General features: G+C 44.0%; 14 protein-coding genes. 5 read left to right on the top strand and 9 right to left on the bottom strand.

Annotated elements, in window-relative coordinates; translation table 11 throughout:
* Positions 1-19 precede the first annotated feature (19 nt).
* From DP116_RS07780 to DP116_RS07765, 4 genes are all read right to left on the bottom strand, one after another.
* Positions 20-1,072 carry a D-alanine--D-alanine ligase family protein gene (locus DP116_RS07780; protein WP_169154638.1) on the bottom strand — a complete coding sequence of 351 codons (1,053 nt, stop codon included), beginning with the start codon at positions 1,070-1,072 and terminating at the stop codon, positions 20-22.
* Positions 1,073-1,580: 508 nt separating this feature from the next.
* Positions 1,581-2,231 carry a GerMN domain-containing protein gene (locus tag DP116_RS07775; protein WP_169154637.1) on the bottom strand — a complete coding sequence of 217 codons (651 nt, stop codon included), beginning with the start codon at positions 2,229-2,231 and terminating at the stop codon, positions 1,581-1,583.
* A 65-nt stretch (positions 2,232-2,296) separates the two neighbouring features.
* Positions 2,297-3,109 (bottom strand): LmeA family phospholipid-binding protein, encoded by an 813-nt coding sequence (locus DP116_RS07770; protein ID WP_169154636.1) that lies wholly within the window; start codon positions 3,107-3,109, stop codon positions 2,297-2,299.
* A 45-nt stretch (positions 3,110-3,154) separates the two neighbouring features.
* Complete coding sequence (locus DP116_RS07765; RefSeq protein ID WP_281357370.1) at positions 3,155-4,966, bottom strand: proline--tRNA ligase; 1,812 nt, start codon at positions 4,964-4,966, stop codon at positions 3,155-3,157.
* Positions 4,967-5,056: 90 nt separating this feature from the next.
* On the opposite strand from DP116_RS07765, the gene DP116_RS07760 reads away from it, so the two are divergent.
* Positions 5,057-6,442, top strand: coding sequence for a 1-acyl-sn-glycerol-3-phosphate acyltransferase (locus DP116_RS07760; protein WP_169154635.1), 1,386 nt, complete (start codon positions 5,057-5,059; stop codon positions 6,440-6,442).
* 102 nt (positions 6,443-6,544) lie between these two features.
* On the top strand, positions 6,545-7,162 hold the full coding sequence (locus tag DP116_RS07755; RefSeq protein WP_169154634.1) for a hypothetical protein: 618 nt from the start codon (positions 6,545-6,547) through the stop codon (positions 7,160-7,162).
* Here DP116_RS07755 and DP116_RS07750 read toward each other — a convergent pair.
* A complete protein-coding gene (locus DP116_RS07750) occupies positions 7,133-7,717 on the bottom strand; it encodes a Uma2 family endonuclease (protein ID WP_169154633.1) in 585 nt (194 codons plus the stop codon). The genes DP116_RS07755 and DP116_RS07750 overlap by 30 nt on opposite strands.
* Positions 7,718-7,813: 96 nt before the next feature.
* On the opposite strand from DP116_RS07750, the gene DP116_RS07745 reads away from it, so the two are divergent.
* Positions 7,814-7,966: a hypothetical protein gene (locus DP116_RS07745; RefSeq protein ID WP_169154632.1), complete on the top strand. Its 153-nt coding sequence runs from the start codon at positions 7,814-7,816 to the stop codon at positions 7,964-7,966.
* Between the two features lie 7 nt (positions 7,967-7,973).
* Here DP116_RS07745 and DP116_RS07740 read toward each other — a convergent pair whose 3' ends face one another.
* Together DP116_RS07740 and rimO are read right to left on the bottom strand one after the other, a co-directional pair.
* Entirely contained in the window at positions 7,974-9,518 is a 1,545-nt protein-coding gene (locus tag DP116_RS07740) for a DEAD/DEAH box helicase (protein WP_169154631.1), read from the bottom strand.
* Between the two features lie 183 nt (positions 9,519-9,701).
* Positions 9,702-11,021: a 30S ribosomal protein S12 methylthiotransferase RimO gene (rimO, locus tag DP116_RS07735; RefSeq protein WP_169154630.1), complete on the bottom strand. Its 1,320-nt coding sequence runs from the start codon at positions 11,019-11,021 to the stop codon at positions 9,702-9,704.
* Positions 11,022-11,865: 844 nt separating this feature from the next.
* On the opposite strand from rimO, the gene btpA reads away from it, so the two are divergent.
* Both btpA and DP116_RS07725 read left to right on the top strand, forming a co-directional pair.
* The gene (gene btpA, locus DP116_RS07730) at positions 11,866-12,714 is read left to right on the top strand and encodes a photosystem I biogenesis protein BtpA (RefSeq protein ID WP_169154629.1); all 849 of its coding nucleotides are present in this window, start codon (positions 11,866-11,868) and stop codon (positions 12,712-12,714) included.
* Between the two features lie 146 nt (positions 12,715-12,860).
* Complete coding sequence (locus tag DP116_RS07725) at positions 12,861-13,847, top strand: vitamin K epoxide reductase family protein (protein ID WP_169154628.1); 987 nt, start codon at positions 12,861-12,863, stop codon at positions 13,845-13,847.
* Between the two features lie 301 nt (positions 13,848-14,148).
* Here DP116_RS07725 and nadB read toward each other — a convergent pair whose 3' ends face one another.
* Entirely contained in the window at positions 14,149-15,825 is a 1,677-nt protein-coding gene (nadB, locus tag DP116_RS07720) for an L-aspartate oxidase (RefSeq protein ID WP_169154640.1), read from the bottom strand.
* A gap of 267 nt (positions 15,826-16,092) precedes the next feature.
* Entirely contained in the window at positions 16,093-16,524 is a 432-nt protein-coding gene (psbU, locus tag DP116_RS07715; RefSeq protein WP_169154627.1) for a photosystem II complex extrinsic protein PsbU, read from the bottom strand.
* Positions 16,525-17,402 lie beyond the last annotated feature (878 nt).

The raw sequence follows: 17,402 nt of genomic DNA, 5'->3' as shown, positions 1-17,402 counted from the left end.
GTTTTGCCCCTGTGTTTCTTCAAAGGGGTAATTTGTCGAGTATCATAATCTTGCCCAACGCTTCATTGATCATCGTCTGAAATAACTCATCTAAAGGAATTCCTACTTTGTTCGCCGTACAGGCAACCACCGCGTTGTGGTCAAAAATACAAAACAACCCGGCTTCTAAGAACCAAGGTTGTCCCTGTGGGTCGATTCGGAAGTCAAATAAACTATAATGGCGACAGCCCAAAGCCAAATGACACTTCTTAACTTCTTGCTGAACCTTTTGGGTGATCGGGTCATTAATATCTACAATCCAACCAGGGACATAATTCTTAGCAGTTGAAGCCAAGTCGCCCTCGATGGGTATCTTGAATTTATCAGTATAGCTGCGGATGGGTCTGACTTCGGGGTCTATCATATACTCTTCCATGGGTAAACCGATGAGTTCCCCATCTTTGACAATGGCACCGCATCTGACTTCTCGACCGGCTTCAATGAATGTCTCTACGATCACCTCCGAAGCAAATTCAAATGCTTTCTTGAGGGCAGCGTCATACTCACTAGCTTCTTTGACTAAGGACACCCCTAAAGAGTTGTCGGCATTTGCGGGTTTGATGACTGCTGGAGGTGTAATTGTGGGAACGTCTCCTTTGCGGAGCACTTCTCCAGAAGGAACTTTGACCCCAGCTGCTGCGACAATTGCTTTGGTTTTGGCTTTGTGAGCTGTTAATGCCATGATATCCGGAGTATTCCCTATGTAAGGGATCTTAAGCAAGTCAAATAGTGCGCGGTACTCAATCATTCCAGGCAGACAAAACATTTGTGGCAACATAACGTCAATGTTTTGCGCCGTTATAAACTGTATAGCTTCTAACAGAGAAAGCGGTTTGGCGACAGCAATATCTTCAAGACTCAGAGAGGAAGGAAATCGCCACAGGCCATCAGGTGTGATGTATGCAATTAAAAATTCGTAGCGCGATGGATTTGCCGTAGCTACCAGACAGCTATGGGCGTAATTGCGTGATAATTCACGGTAAAAATCACTGGATGGAGACCCTGCTACATGAAGGATACGAAGTACTGACATGATTCATCTTCTTAGGTACTGTTATACAGGATATAATAATTTTGACAACAAGCCCTAAGCAGTAAACATTTCAGGTGACTAAGATTTGGAGTTTAGACTAATTTTGCTTATCAAACCGCCAAACCCCTATCCAGACAAGCTTTTCTAATTTATATGCGGGTTCTGATTCTGAAGTCTAAAATGCATGCTATACAAGGGCTGTAGCCTTAAAAATAGAATTTAGTCTAAACTCCAGTAAGATGGTATTTATTACCCCAAAAGTCCGTTTATATACTGGTTGAACAGAAAAAACTATAAACAAGATTGCAAAAGTAACAATTGCCACTCTTATGGGAAAGGGGAAAGGTTAAAAGGGAAAGCTTTTTTCATAATTCTTTCCCCCTTTCGCTTTACCCCTTATGCTCCGGATAGGAACTGCTCACCCGTTATAACTTATAGTCATCTGTTGAGGAATTCTAAAAAAATTCATCCCTCGGTTGAAACCGGGGGATGAAACTGTTTACCTAACTTACAGTGAATAATTTTTATCAAAGCTTTCACGTGTCAATGGCTGTTCTAACTCCAGACCTTCGCCGCCTAAAGTTTCTAAAGGTTTGCCGTTTACTTCAATGTAGACTTTGGCATTCTTATCTACAGCCGTAGCGGTGTAGACAACTTGCCCCACGCGACCCATCATAGAAGAACTACCACCTCCACTTTCAAATTCTTCTGATAAATTGACATGGACACCATCACTTGCTGCCTTAACACCCAGTAGCTTTGTTCCTTGTGGAATTGTGGTAGTTTCGCTGCTTTCTGTTGGTCCAGCTAATAACTGTTGGAAAGCTCCTTCTAAAACTTCGTTAGGCGACTTCCCGAGAGCTTTGACTTGAACTGTTTGGGGAACCAACTTAAACCCACTACCTGTATTTTGCAGCCAAAAAACTTCAGCCTTTTGCTCAGTACCCACCTGGTTTGTTGATACTGGAGGTTGACTTACTGCTGGAACAGGGATTTGTACAGGGGGATTATTAGGAGGAGCAATACGAGCACTATTATTATTATTATCTGCGGGTTTGCTGGCAAAAAAAGCTATACCACCACCCACTGCAATAACCGCTGCTGTTATAGCTGCAATAATACCTGGAGAGAAACGGTTAGATCCTTGCTGTTCTTTCATATTGAAAACCTACCTTTAGGCTGAAATAGTATTTGTATGAGGAGAAGCCTGGTTAACGACGATACTCATAAACTAGGGGTTTCCAAAAACCTAGAAGATGGCTCTACTCGCAAAAATGCGGCAATCTCTAACTCTTCTGGTTTCATATTCAATTTTAGGATTCGCACTTGTAGACCGTCACCTTCCAGATTGCTTAAATCCAATCGTTTGTTGAGATTGTTCACAACTGTGTTGACAAATTGAGGTGGAACCTGTTCTCCATTGGCTGCCACAATTGGGTTAACTAACTGGATATTCCTGCCACCAACGATACGAAATCCTGATTCCACCCTAATTAACAAGGGCTTATCCAGACTTCTATCCTGTAATTCTACTTGAGCACTCAACCGGTTGTCGGCTAAAAATTTTACATTTGGCTTGGTAAAATGATAGACAGAATTCGGCGCTGTGTTTGAATAACCGCCTGTATTAATTTTTAGCTTTTGTAACATCACCAGAAATTGAGGTGATTGTATGAGTTTATTGATATCCTGTTGAGTTAACACCAAACGGACACCAGCTTGTAAAGGTCGTTTGAATAATGGTCGTTTTTTTCCCAGACTGCGCGGTTCTAATTCAATTGCATCAGTTTCCAATTCTAAAGCTGCAATGCGAATGTCTTGCCACTTCTTGAGTTGCAAAGAACGCCCAGCAACACGTACCTTTGCCACTTTACCTTGCAGCAATTGATGAGTAGGGGCGTTGTCAACTCGCACTTGCAATTGTTCAACTTGAGCCAACTGAGAACGAATAGCATTTTCAGCAGTCTGATCGACCACCAGTCCTACCGGAGTCACTAACCCTAACAAGCCAGATACAAGGAGTGCGAAGAATTCCATGTTTTCGTTTTGTCAGTTGTCAGTTATCAGTTGCTTGATAACTGTTCACTGTTCACTGTTCCCTGATTTCATCCACTGCTTTAGTGTAGATACAACGTCAGCGATGGCAATTTCGTGTGATTTGCGACTTTTTCGTTCAACAACTTCGACTTTGCCATTGGCGATCGCTCGTCCAGTGACAATTCTGTAAGGAATCCCAATCAAATCAGCATCTTTGAATTTTACTCCTGCCCGTTCATTTCGGTCATCAAGCAAGGTTTCAACTCCGGCTTGATTGAGTTGGGCGTAGAGTTTTTCAGCGATTTCCACTTGTTGGGTGTCGTTGATGTTAGGAATTGTAACAATCGCGTGATAAGGTGCGATCGCCACTGGCCAAATAATTCCATCTTTGTCGTAAGATTGCTCTACAGCAGCTTGAGCCAAGCGTGACACACCTACACCAAAACAACCCATCAGTAGAGGTTTTTCTTCACCCTGTTCGTTGGTAAAAGTTGCACCCATTGCTATGGAATACTTAGTGCCCAGTTGAAATATGTGACCTACCTCGATCCCACGAGCACTTTCTAGAGTTTCCTCTGGGTTGTGCTTTGCGCGATCGCCTGGTCTTGCTTTCCGCACATCCACGGTTAACTCTGGTAACTTAAATTGCTCACCCCAATTTGCCCCGACGACGTGGGAACCAGATTCATTTGCACCCGTGACAAAGTTTTTTAAATCAGCTGCTGTTTTATCGACCAAACGTAAAAAGCCAGGTGCGATATCCTTGACAGACTTAATGTAATCATCTGCAACATCAGGAGCAATATAGCCTAGGGGCAAAGGCTTACTAGCCCATTTCCTTTGAGCTTCTGTATCTGGTACTGCAAGTTTAATCACCGTTTTCGCATCATACTTGGGAGCTAACTTTGTCAATTCATTTTGTAATTTGACATCATTAACTTCTTGGTCCCCTCGGATACTCACCAGCACTAATACTGATGTTCCATTATCAAAAATTGTTTCGTAAAGAACGTTTTTCACAAGTTGGGTGGAGGAACATTTCAAAAATTCACAGACTTTCTCAATTGTTTCCGTCCCTGGTGTTTCTCGTTTTTCGTAATTGGTAAATGCAGAGGGTTGGGCGTCCGGTGGTAAAGAAACCGCCTTTTCCACGTTAGCCGCGTATTGCCCATCTTTAGTGTAGAGGACTTCATCTTCGCCTGCTTCCGCTAAGACCATAAATTCTTGAGAAGCAGAACCACCGATTGCACCAGAATCAGCTTGCACAGCACGAAAAGCTAAGCCAGACCGCCGCAGTATATTACTGTAGGCGATGTGCATATCCTGATAAGTTTTTTCTAGACTTTCTTCATCTACATTGAAGGAGTAGGCATCCTTCATGATGAATTCTCGTCCGCGCATCAAACCAAAACGGGGACGAATTTCATCGCGGAACTTTGTTTGAATTTGGTAGAGCAGCTGTGGCAGCTGACGGTAAGAACGAATCATATCACGAGCAATTGCTGTAATGACTTCCTCGTGAGTCGGTCCTAGCGCCTGTTCTTGGTCGCGGCGGTCTTTGAGGGCGAACATGATCCCCTCAGCTTTAGTGTAGGTGTCCCAGCGTCCAGACTCCTTCCATAAGTCAGCGGGTTGAAGTTGGGGTAAGAGACATTCTTGTCCACCAGCAGCGTTCATTTCTTCCCGGACAATTTGGGAGACTTTTTGCAGTACTCGCCACATCAACGGAAGATAAGCATAGACACCGCTACCGATGCGACGAATGTATCCTGCACGAAGTAAAAGTTTATGACTGGGAATTTCAGCATCTGCTGGATCATCCCTGAGTGTGAGAAATAACATTTGTGACAGTCGCATCGTTTGTCCCCTTTCCAAATTCGATAATCTCTATTTCAGTTACAGTTTAAAATGAAGGCTTGCAGCTTCAGGAGAAAACAAATTTACCTGATGTCGTTTCAAGAAGCACAGCCACCCCTAGAATTTATTCCTCCAGCGCTAGACCCTTGGTTTTTAAGAGTCTGCCAGTTGTTCCTACCCAGCTTAATACACTGGAGAACAGCAATTAGTCATATTGAAGCAGACAACCCAGAAGTTTTGCTGGATCTTTATCGCCAGTTTCAGGATCGCAAAATCCGTTTTTTAATCGCATTTCGCCATCCCAAAGCAGAAGACCCACTTTGTTTGGTCTACCTGCTTTCCCACATTTTGCCAAAGGTAGCACGACACAAGGGTGTAGTGCTACAGCCTCCGATTCACGCTCATTTTATCTACGACCGGGGAATTCCTCTATGGGCTGGTTCCTACATTGGCTGGGTGGCTTCACGCTTGGGTGGGACGCCTATCGTGCGAGGTAAGGCAGATTGGACGGGGTTACGTTCAGCGCGTGATTTGTTTGCCAATGGTCAGTTCCCAATGGCGGCTGCACCAGAAGGAGCGACGAATGGTCTTTCAGAAATTGTCAACCCATTGGAACCGGGTATTGCTCAACTCGGGTTTTGGTGTGCTGAAGATTTGCACGGGGACAATCGACATGAGCAGGTTTTTATTGTACCAGTTGGAATTAAATATAGTTACGTCTCGGCTCCTTGGGATGCGATCGCCAACCTTTTGAGTGAATTAGAAGCGACTAGCGGTTTAACTGTAAGCATAGAAAGCCACTCAGAAAACAGCAGTTTCGACTCTCTCTATCCACGCTTGTTTCGTTTAGGCGAACATTTATTGTCTTTAATGGAAAAGTTTTACACGCGATTCTATCATCAAAAACTGCCCACTCAAGAGGAAGCAAAAGATGTCAATGAACTCTTAGCATTTCGTCTCAATGCTTTGTTAGACGTCGTGTTACGTGTTGCGGAACAGTATTTTGACTTACAACCCAAAGGGAATTTTAATGACCGCTGTCGGCGCGTAGAACAGGCAGGCTGGAATTATATTTTTCGAGAAGAATTTAAGGATGTCACAGCACTATCACCTTTAGAACGTGCTTTGGGTAACCGCATTGCCGAAGAAGCTAATTTACGAATGTGGCATATGAGGCTGGTGGAAAGTTTCGTTGCTGTCACAGGTAAATACATACGAGAAAAACCCACAGCAGAACGCTTTGCTGAGACAACCTTACTGATATGGAATATGGTGACTACAATTAGAGGCGAAAATTCCTTGGGGCGTCCAACACTTGGCAAGCAAAGTGTAAAAATAACGATAGGTGAGCCAATATCTGTTTCTGAACGTTATCCAGTTTATAAGGCGAGTCGTCAAAATGCAAAGCAAGCGGTTGCTGATTTGACAAAGGACTTACAACTGGCGATGGAGGATTTGATTTTGCAGGGGGAGTAATAAATAATTCAAAATTCAAAATTCAAAATTCAAAATTAATAAAACTAGTGTTAGCAATCTGTCTAGTCCCTAACTGTATGCAAATGAAAGGTGTGACAGTTTATGGCTTATAGCGATTTTAGCCTAAGAAGAGTATCGCAGGATTTCAAGCTTACTCTAACGCAAGGAACATTTCTTTCTGAATATCAAGCTATTACTCCCAGCGCTTATCTTGCTCAATATTTAGACAAAAGTTTACCATTAGCAATTGCTCTTGGTACAGAGAAGGCAAGGTCAGAAATGATTATTTGTCCTATTTTAATTGAGTTAAGAGAAATATTGCAGCGAGAAATTAGTTTATTCTCTGGGATTGATTTTACCGTTGATCAATCGTTAGGGCTCAATGGAATTTGTGATTTTGTCATTAGTCGTTCTCCTGAACAAATCCTGATTTCGGCACCTGTTGCAGTGATTGTAGAAGCAAAAAAAGATGACTTAAATGCTGGACTTGGACAATGCATTGCTGAAATGGTTGCGGCTCAACGGTTCAATCAACAACAAGACCATCCCATTTTTAACATTTATGGTGCAGTCACAACTGGCAGTCTTTGGAGATTCCTGAAATTAGAAGGTCAAAACGTTATTATCGACTTGACTGAGTATGGTGTTCCCCCTGTAGATAGAATTTTGGGGATTTTAGTTAGTATGGTTTCAGGCAAATTGCTGGGGAAAAACTTTTGATAAGTCTAAGGATAAATCAGGAAAACACGGTAGACAAACGGATTCATTCGGCAGAACAATTAACTTCCTACGATAACCAAATTTACCTTGTAAATCTTGATAAGATTCGCTGTAGCATTCTAAGCTATTACCTACTAAATTAAATATCCAATAATTAGAAATACCTGCTTGAGCATAAATCGGTAATTTGACTTCTTGATCATATTTTAAAGAAGAGTCAGCAATTTCAATTAACAGTAATATATCGACGGGACTTGGATGAGCGCTGAGATAGTCATCATCTCGATTTTGTGCAATCACAAAATCTGGTTCAGGTTGGTTGTAGTTAAAAATAATAATTGGTTCTTGTCCTCGTAGTGTCCCCCGTTCTCCAACAAGCTTGAATAACTCTCGAAATAAACGGGTTTCGCAAACAGAATGTGGTCTACCTTTCGATACCATTGGGATAATTTCTCCGTTGATCAGCTCAACTCGCTCATCCTCACGAAAGAAACCAAGTTCTGCTAAACGTTCATATTCGGCAATAGTAAAACGTTTTGCTGTGGTTATAGTCATAGCATTTTATAAAGTGCAGGGCTTGAAAAAAGGCAGAAGCCACCTATGACTTATTTTGAATGGCGCAAAGTTACGACAATCACTCATTAGTAACAAATGCAAAAACAGCCCAACCAATACAAACCATGCTGGCACATTGGGCTGATTTTGACTGATGATGAAATTGCCCGGGTTGATAAGCTTATCAACCTTTTGCTGAACGAAAAGCCGGTAGCCAAAAGTCAGGAACTCATGACTTATGACTCATAACTAAAACCTAGGAAGCTGTTTCTCTTGCTGCTCCGGAACCGAGTTTTTTTGGAGACACCGAAGTCTCGCGACGTCCTGTCCGCAATTTAGGCTTGGGAGTACCACGTCCTCCTTCTGTATTGCTGGCGTCGGATGCAACCCAACTGGAGCGATTGCGATCGCCTGAAGACTCGCCGCGACGGTTGTTTGACCGCAGTCTGGGTTTGGGAGTTGGCGGTACGAGATCTTCTTCTGTAACGTCAGGTTCTGATTGCAGCCAAGCAGGACGGGTTTGGTCGTAAGCAATTTGCAATGCTGCTGCGGCGATCGCCTGAGGATCGTATTTTTCACTCAACTCGCTCACCATTGGTAAAAATGAAGCTAAACGCTCACCTGCCAATGCTTCTCGCACCTGAGTTTGCAATTTCTCTATTTGTCGTGCTTCAATTTGTGTCCGTGTAGGAATTGACAGCACTTGCCAAGTCTGCCGATTATGGCGTTCAAACACTTGCTGCTTGCGTCGCTCAAAGGGCTGCACGATAGAAATTGCTGTGCCTTCTTTACCAGCTCGACCAGTACGACCAATCCGGTGAACGTATGTTTCTACACTATCGGGTAAGTCAAAGTTAATGACGTGAGACAACTGATCAACGTCCAAACCTCGTGCTGCAATATCCGTTGCGACTACCCAGCGTACTTGACGATTGCGGAACCGTGTCAATAACCGTTCCCGCGCTTGTTGCGACAAATCACCATGGTATTCATCGACACTGTGACCAGCTGCTTGCAGTTGACTGGTGAGTTCTGCTGCTGTCCGTCTGGTGCGAACAAAGATTAAAGCCGTTTCTGGGTCTTCCATTTCGAGAATGGGCTGTAGTGCTTTGGCTTTCGTCCAGTGGCGCGGTACAAGATAAGCCACCTGATTAATTTTGTTAGGAGCGGCTTTTGGTTGCTCAACGGTTACTGTGACTGGCGAATGTAAGAACTTGTTGACCAACTGACGAATTGAGGGAGGCATTGTTGCCGAGAATAGAGCGGTCTGGCGCTCTTTGGGGGCTTGAGAGAGAATTTTCTCTACGTCATCGATAAAGCCCATGCTTAACATTTCATCGGCTTCATCCAACACGAACCATTTCACCCGATCCAGCTTCAAACAGCCTCGCTCCAGCAAGTCTATCACTCGCCCTGGCGTACCTACGACCATGTGAACGCCGCGTTTGAGTTGTAAAATTTGACGATCTATCGATTGACCACCGTAGATTGCTAAAACCCGCAAATCTTGGTTTCCAATGAAGTGATTGATCGCGTCGTGAACTTGAATAGCTAATTCACGAGTTGGTGTTAGAACCAAAGCTTGGACAGCTTTTTGAGTCACATCCACCTGATCTATGATTGGCAAGGAAAATGCTGCCGTTTTTCCCGTTCCAGTTTGGGATTGACCGACGACATCACGACCTGATAACAGATGTGGTATTGCTTGCGCTTGGATGTTTGTTGGTGCGCTAAAGCCTAGTTTTTCTAACTGCTGAACACACTCTTGTGAAATTCCTAAATCTAAAAACGAAAGATTCATCAACTCTCCTGTATTTTCATTTACTTTTTCGATAAGTCATTTGTGATTTGTCAAAAGACAAAGAACCCTTCCGGTATGCCTATGACACGTCTTTTGTTCAAAGTCGCGTGCGTTTTACGAGCGAACGTCACTCGCCCCACTGTTGGAAACCAACTTGGCAACGGCTGGCTCACAAATGACAACTTAGTTGGTGACAACTTGACCATAAAGGTCGTAAGCATCAGCTTTTTGGATAGCTACTGGTACGATGGTTCCTAACCGTGCTTCTCCCGTTACAAATACCTGCCCGTCTACTTCTGGGGAAAACCTGCCAGAACGACCAATTAACTGTCCTGTGACAGGATTTTCTTGTTCAATCAGAACATCAACGACTTTGCCAATTTCGAGTTGATTTTTCTTCAAAGAAATCGGCTGTTGCAGTTCCATGATTACGTTCCGCCGCTCATCCATAACGAATTGGGGCAGCTGATTTGGTAGGTTGTAGGCAGGTGTTCCTTCTTCTTTTGAAAAGGTGAACACACCCACATGGTCAAATTCATGACGCTGGATAAACTGCGACAGATGCTCAAAATGTTCCTCTGTTTCTCCTGGAAAACCGACAATCAACGTCGTTCGCAGCACAGCTTCTGGTAATGTCTCTTTTATGCGTTCGATAATCCCATCGTTCACCCGTCCTTGCCAGGGACGATTCATAGCGCGGAGAATGTCTGGATGGGAATGCTGCAAGGGTAAATCCAGGTAAGGTAAGACATTAGATGTCTCACCAATTGCTGCTATCACATCTGGGGTCAGTCCCGTTGGATAGGCATAGTGTATACGAATCCACGGCACTTTGACTTTCCCCAATTCCCGGAGTAATTCAGCTAATTTCGGCTTGCCATAAATATCAATACCGTAATTGGTGGTAATTTGGGAGATCAAAATGATTTCCTGTACACCTTGACTTGCTAGCTGTTCTGCTTCGGTAACTATTGACTCTATGGTACGCGATCGCTGGTTCCCCCGCAGGTGGGGAATAATGCAAAAAGCACATCGGTAATCACAACCTTCGGCAACTCGCAGGTAAGCCACTCCTTCTGTTGTGGTGCGATAACGGGGTGTGGTCTCATCAGCAATGTAGGTTGGCTGTGAACTAACGAGCTTAACTCGCTTACCTTGTTCTACTTGCTGAATAACATCTACTATTTTGTGATAATCCCCGCTTCCCACCACTGCTACTGCCTCAGGCAACTCTTCCAACAACTGTTCTTGGAAGTGCTGCGCCATACAGCCTGTGATCACGATTTTTTTATCTGCCTCTGCCAGTTCTACGAGAGTTCTAACAGATTCTTTTCTTGCCGCTTCAATAAAACTACATGTATTAACTATAACGTATTCTGCTAACTCTTCATTAGAATCTACGCCATACCCTGCTTCTACTAGCAGTCCGAGCATATGTTCTGTATCTACTCTGTTTTTCTCACAGCCTAAGTGAGATATTGCAATTGTTGCCTTGTCACCCATATTCACAAAAATCTTTAGGTTTTTTCATGTACTTCAACGGTTATTGGGCTAGTTTTTTGCTTAAAACCCCCTAAGGAAGGTCGAAACCTCTTGATTTTGCTATGACTTTCTAGTCATATACACCCTCAGGGAGCTACAACCATGATTAAGATAGAGTTCATGCTATGATAGCTCTATTAATCTGTTGGTCAAGGGAAAATAAGCAGAGTTTTGATAACTTTGACACTAGTCGTTAATCTTTGTTAATAAACTGCCTTTTGGTATTTTACATTACCGCAACGTGTGTGTTGTTAATTTACCTATTGGGAAGCCACTCTCGATTTGGACATTGGTCAGGTTTAATGATCTGAACTATTCATCTCGCCAAAACCAACTGTGTGTGGCGCTTTTTGAGAAGTCGCTACCCTAAGGAAAATAGCGCGTTATAACGCCTGCATAACGGTAATGCTACCCCTCTACTCAGGCAATGCCTGAAAGAAGTGATAGGCGAGATGCCTTATCCACGAAAAGCTGCCTCGCGTCTGGTGAGTGGCACGCTCCTCTTATTTATCTATACTATCTTAACATATCTTATGGAAACTTTGGCACCAAATCCCATCTACTAGGAGGAGGTAGGTGATTCAAAATCCAAACTCAAAGAAAACAGTACAGGCAAGTTGTCGAAAATGCCAGAGTTGTGCAAATCACAAATAAAATTGTTTAAGAGCTAGTTGAAACAAATCGTGATAAAAAGCAAACTTCATTAATTAGTAGTGAATAATGAGTCAATAGTCAATAGTCACCAGTAATAATAACAAATGATGAATGACTCAGGACTGATGACTCCGCAAAGCGGGTTAAAGACGTGGACTTATATCAGCTATTTAAAACCCGAACACCAATTATAGGCGTAGTTCACCTACTACCATTACCTACTTCGCCCCGTTGGGGAGGTAGCCTCAAAGCAGTGGTTGACCGTGCCGAACAAGAAGCAACAGCCCTGGCAAGTGGAGGGGTTGACGGTATTATTGTAGAAAATTTCTTCGACGCGCCGTTTCCCAAAAACCAGGTTGATCCAGCGGTTGTGAGTGCCATGACTATATTGGTACAGCGGATACAAAATATGGTAACGCTGCCTGTAGGCATAAATGTTTTACGGAACGACGCTAGAAGTGCAATGGCGATCGCCAGTTGTGTCAGAGCACAATTCATCCGCGTGAATGTCCTCACAGGTGTTATGGCAACCGATCAGGGCATTATTGAGGGAGAAGCTTATGAACTCCTACGCTATCGGCGGGAGTTAGGCTGCGATGTCAAAATTTTTGCTGATGTGTTGGTCAAGCATGCTCGTCCCTTGAGTGCTGTGAATCTCACCACAGCAGTGCAAGACACCATTGATCGCGGTTTGGCAGATGCGGTGATTATATCTGGTTGGGCGACGGGTCATCCTACAAGCCCAGAAGATTTGGAATTGGCATCTTCTGCTGCTAGCGGCACTCCAGTGTTTATTGGTAGTGGAGCAAGTTTAGAAAACATTGCTACACTGATACAGGCGGCAGATGGTGTCATTGTTTCCAGTGCTTTGAAACGCCACGGTCGTCGTGAGCAACCGATAGATCCAAATCGAGTCAGTCAATTTGTGGAAGCTGCACGTAAAGGTTGGAACTCAAAAGGTGAAACCAAATCAATTTCCGAGCTAAAGCTATACTCGTAACTGAGGAATGGGGAGTTGGGAATGGGGAACAAGTGTAGTGGTTAGTGGAAAGTCATGAGTAAAAAAACTAACAACTAACAGCTAATCATTTCCAATTCCTCGTTCCCAATTCCTAGTATCTCATTCCCAATTTTTTATTGCAGTTTATGAGTCGCCGTCGTTCTATTCCTTGGATTCATAAATGGTCGCGGATATTAATTGCCGCGATCGCATCTTGTGGCGCATTAACAACAGCTTATCTGACCGTTGTTAAGTTGACACAAGGATCTGCCGCTTGCCCCACCAATAGCTGTGATGTAGTACTTTCTAGCCCCTATGCTACAGTTTTGGGACTGCCTCTAGCTTTGTTTGGCTTTCTCGCTTACGCTAGTATGGCGACCTTCGCCTTGGCTCCTTTGGCAGTTGACCCAGCGAAAAATAAAGCTAGCCGGACAAAGCTGGAAAATTGGACATGGTTATTGCTTTTGGCAGGTGCGATCGCCATGTCTATCTTCAGTGGCTACTTAATGTATCTGCTGTTTTTCACAATTAAAGCACTTTGTCTGTACTGTCTTGGTTCGGCTCTTTTCTCCCTGAGCCTCTTAGTCTTGACTATCATTGGTCGCACATGGGACGATATTGGGCAAATTTTCTTTACTGCCATTATTGTTGGCATGGTGACGCTGATTGCTACTTTAGGCGTTTATTCTGGTGTGAATAACAATGGTGGTTCAGCAACAGTCTCAAATTCTGGTCAAGGGACACAAGTCAGCTTTCAACCCAAACCCGGAAATGAGCCGAAACCAGGAGTTGGTTGGGAAATTACCACCACCTCCACAGATGCGGAAATCGCTCTAGCACGTCACCTCACAAAAATAGGTGCCAAGGAATACATTGCTTGGTGGTGTCCTCACTGTCATGAACAAAAGTTAGTCTTTGGTAAAGAAGCTTACGCAGAAATCAGTCACGTAGATTGTGCTACTGCGGATAACCCCTACGCTCAAACAGATACGTGTAAAGCTGCTAAAGTTGAAAGCTATCCCACTTGGATAATCAACGGTCAAACTTATCCGGGAGTAAAAACCTTAGAAGAACTGGCGAAAATTTCCGGTTATACAGGTCCGCGTAATTTTAAGTATTCTTTGCGACGTTGATACAAGTTTGTTTTTCAATTTGGGTTTTTTCAAAAAAGTCAACTGGAGTCATGCATGTTAACTGTAGACTTAGTTGACTTTTTGGTTTTTATGTGGTATTGTTATGTCCTAATGAAGACTTATAAAAAACGAAGAACCTTACCCCGCCCTATGCCTAACGGCACGCTACGCTATCGGGCACCCCTCTCCTTATTAAGGAGAGGGGAAGTCAGTGCTCACACAATGCAGATTAGGGGCAGGGGTTAGGAACGTAAGGTGGTTTTATTGTAAGTAATTAGGCGAACTCGATATAACAGATCAATCACCCAAAAACTGGAGATTTCCACCAGTTGTTTTGTTGTATAAGCGTGTGGACTTGCCAGTCAGGGTCTAGTTGAGGGTAATCTAGACGGTAATGTCCTCCCCGGCTTTCGGTTCTAAAGGCAGCGCTTTTAAGAATTAAAAAAGCGACATCCAGTAAATTGCGAGTTTCCGCCCACAACCGCAATTGGCGTTCAACGTCAGGTATCTCTAAACGAGCTGACTCTGTGGGACGCAAAGACAGCAAAAATTGACTCACAGGCAAAGAAATATAATTTTGCTGCCAAGACTCAAGAGTTGCGATCGCGCTTTCCAAACTTGATTGCTCTCGGCAAATACCAGCGCTTTGCCAAAGAAGACGTGGTATTTTATCTCGCAGTACTTCTAAATGTTCTTGCTGGGGTTTCCATTCGGTTACATCGGCGCGAAACTCTCGTATAGCAAGAGTTTCTGACAGGTTTGACACACGACTCACATCTGGAAAAATCTGGAGATCTGCCATTTGTGCGCCAAATACGATACATTCGAGTAGGGAATTACTTGCAAGGCGATTCGCTCCATGTACCCCAGTACTTGTAGTTTCTCCCACTGCGTATAAACCAGGAATGTTTGTCCGGTTCATCAAATCGGTGACAATACCACCCATCCAGTAATGAGCAGCAGGGGCGACGGGAATAGGTTGTGAAAAAACATCCACACCCCAATGTTGACAAACTTTAATGATGTTGGGAAAGCGGAGGCGGATTTTTTCAGCTGGGATGGGGCGCATATCTAACCACACATGAGCAGTGGCTGGATCAGTTGAAGTGCGTTGTAAATGGCTAAAAATTGCACGACTGACCACATCTCTGGGCGCAAGTTCACCTGCTGGGTGATAATCAAAGGCGAAACGCCGTCCGTCGTTATCAACAAGGTGCGCCCCTTCGCCGCGCACAGCTTCACTGATGAGAAAGCGACCAGGTTTTGTTAAAGCGGTGGGGTGGAACTGGACAAATTCCAAATCCCTGAGAATTGCGCCAGCACGCCATGCGATCGCCACGCCATCACCTGTGCTGACAGCAGGGTTTGTGCTTTGGGCAAACACCTGACCCCCTCCACCTGTTGCCAAAACGACAGCATTTGCTCTGATCCATCTGACATGACCTTGATAAAACAGGCTAATACCTTGACATCTGCGTGTCTCTGGTTCTAGCCATAGACTCAAAGCCAAGGCTTGTTGAATAACTTGAATGTTCTGGCGTCGCAGGACTTGAGCTGTGAGAGTAGTCGTGACTTCTCTACCTGTTGTGTCTGCAGCGTGAAGAACGCGGTTGCGGGAATGAGCCGCTTCTAAGGTTAAAGCTAAATGGCTGTCATGACGATCAAAAGCGACCCCTAAGTTGACAAGGGATTGAATGCAGCTGGGAGCTTGTTTGGCGAGAAATTCCACAGCAGGGCGATCGCACAAACCGACGCCCGCTTGGATTGTATCTTCAATGTGTAGAGAAGGAGAATCTTCTGGGGCGATCGCCGCAGCAATTCCACCCTGCGCCCAATCACTAGCTGAGAGAGAAACTGTTTCTTTGGTAATCAAGCCGACTTGCAACTCGGCAGGCATGCACAGTGCTGTGTATAGTCCAGCAGCACCAGCACCGACAACAATAACATCAAATTGGCTTTTAATATCTGTTTGAGGCAAAGCAGGGGGTGTGGGGAGTAGGGGAAATAGAGGGAGTAGAGGGAGTAGGGGAGCAGCGCCGTGCGGTGAGACCAGCACTGAATGAGGGTTTCCCGCCGTAGGTGACGGGCGTTCCCGAAGGGGGGTTCCCCCCGAGCCAGGCGACTACCGTGGAGTAGGGGAATTCCCCTTGTCCTCTTATCCTCATTGTCCCTCTTCCTAAATAAACTAATTTCCACTCCCAAAAAGGAGTGGATCACATAGCAGCTTAATGATCTGCAAATGGGATTATCTGTAGATACCGTTGTTGAAGCGATCGTCTCCTTCTGTGAAGGCAGGTACAACTTCTGACACGGTAAAGTGGTCTAGGTTAGCTTGCAGAACTTGTTTCTGATGTTCGCTCAATCCGGCAATATCCAACACATCCTCGACTTTTTGGTAAGGAGCATTTGTTATGATCTTCCCTGCGAGGGTGGGATACAGTCCTGGATACTTTTGAAAAGCTCGCACGTTGGTATTATTCAAATCAATTTTTTTACCATAAACCTCTGCTAGGTTTTCATCTGCGGGGTTGCGGAGGCTTGCAGCTGCCAGAACTGGAACTGAACGAAAAGCAGTTAAGCTCAAATCAGCTGCTTGGGCTGTTTGAGCTGTTCCCAGCCATCCTAAGCATCCCAACAACAAACTAAAGACTGTTAATAAACGCACCAATGCTTTCACGATTTTTTACCTCTTTTCATCCACTCAAAATGAAATAAAACCCTTAAGCTAAAAGCAGTCAGTGTGCAGAAAGTTCTGAGTAGGAAGTGCTGTAGACGCCACGGACACTCTCCAAGGGTGGAGAAGAATTGTAGACACAAGTGTTCTGCGAAAGGCGATTTTGCCGTAAAGCCCGTTGGGCTTGCCGTAAACGCTTGCAGGGCAGCTATCTCTACGACTCCGCAGGCAGTTTGCTGCACTCGGTACTTTGTACTCAGAACTGCTGAAGGCTGATAGCCGACAGCTTAATCAACACAGCAGTATCAGAAACTAATATACAGCGATTAATATCCACAATTCTTACCGCCGCCCAGCTTGACCAGACTTTTGCTAAAAATTATTTTCAGTGACAAAAGTACTTACTCTCACTCTAACTGAGTTTCTGTGCAGACGAATATGCTGTACTGCGGCATTACTAGAGGGGTAAATAAAACAATGTCCGTTTTGTCAATACTTTTTAACATTTTGTTGATATTAATGATTGGAATATTTTAGGACTTCCAATAAAAAGATAGTTTTTTTCTGGAAACGCAAGCAGACATGTTGAATGTATATGTATCAAGACACCAAGAAAAAAATTAAGGAGTAGACCATGAAGAAAGTTTTAAGTTTCATTTATCGCTTGATTGGCTTAGAAAGCGAAGAATCACAACTGACTGATTCTTATAAATAGTCTTGGATAGACAAGTATCAGGGTTGATTCTGTAAATTCTTGATTTTCCTGACCTGACCATTTCAAACAATAAAAAAAATTCCGGTGTAGACCATGAAGAAAGTTTTAAGCTTCATTTATCGCTTGATTGGCTTAGAAAGCGAAGAATCACAACTGACTGATTCTT

Source organism: Brasilonema bromeliae SPC951 (genome assembly GCF_012912135.1).
Taxonomy (GTDB): Bacteria; Cyanobacteriota; Cyanobacteriia; order Cyanobacteriales; family Nostocaceae; genus Brasilonema; species Brasilonema bromeliae.
This window is presented reverse-complemented; position numbering and strand designations above follow the sequence as displayed.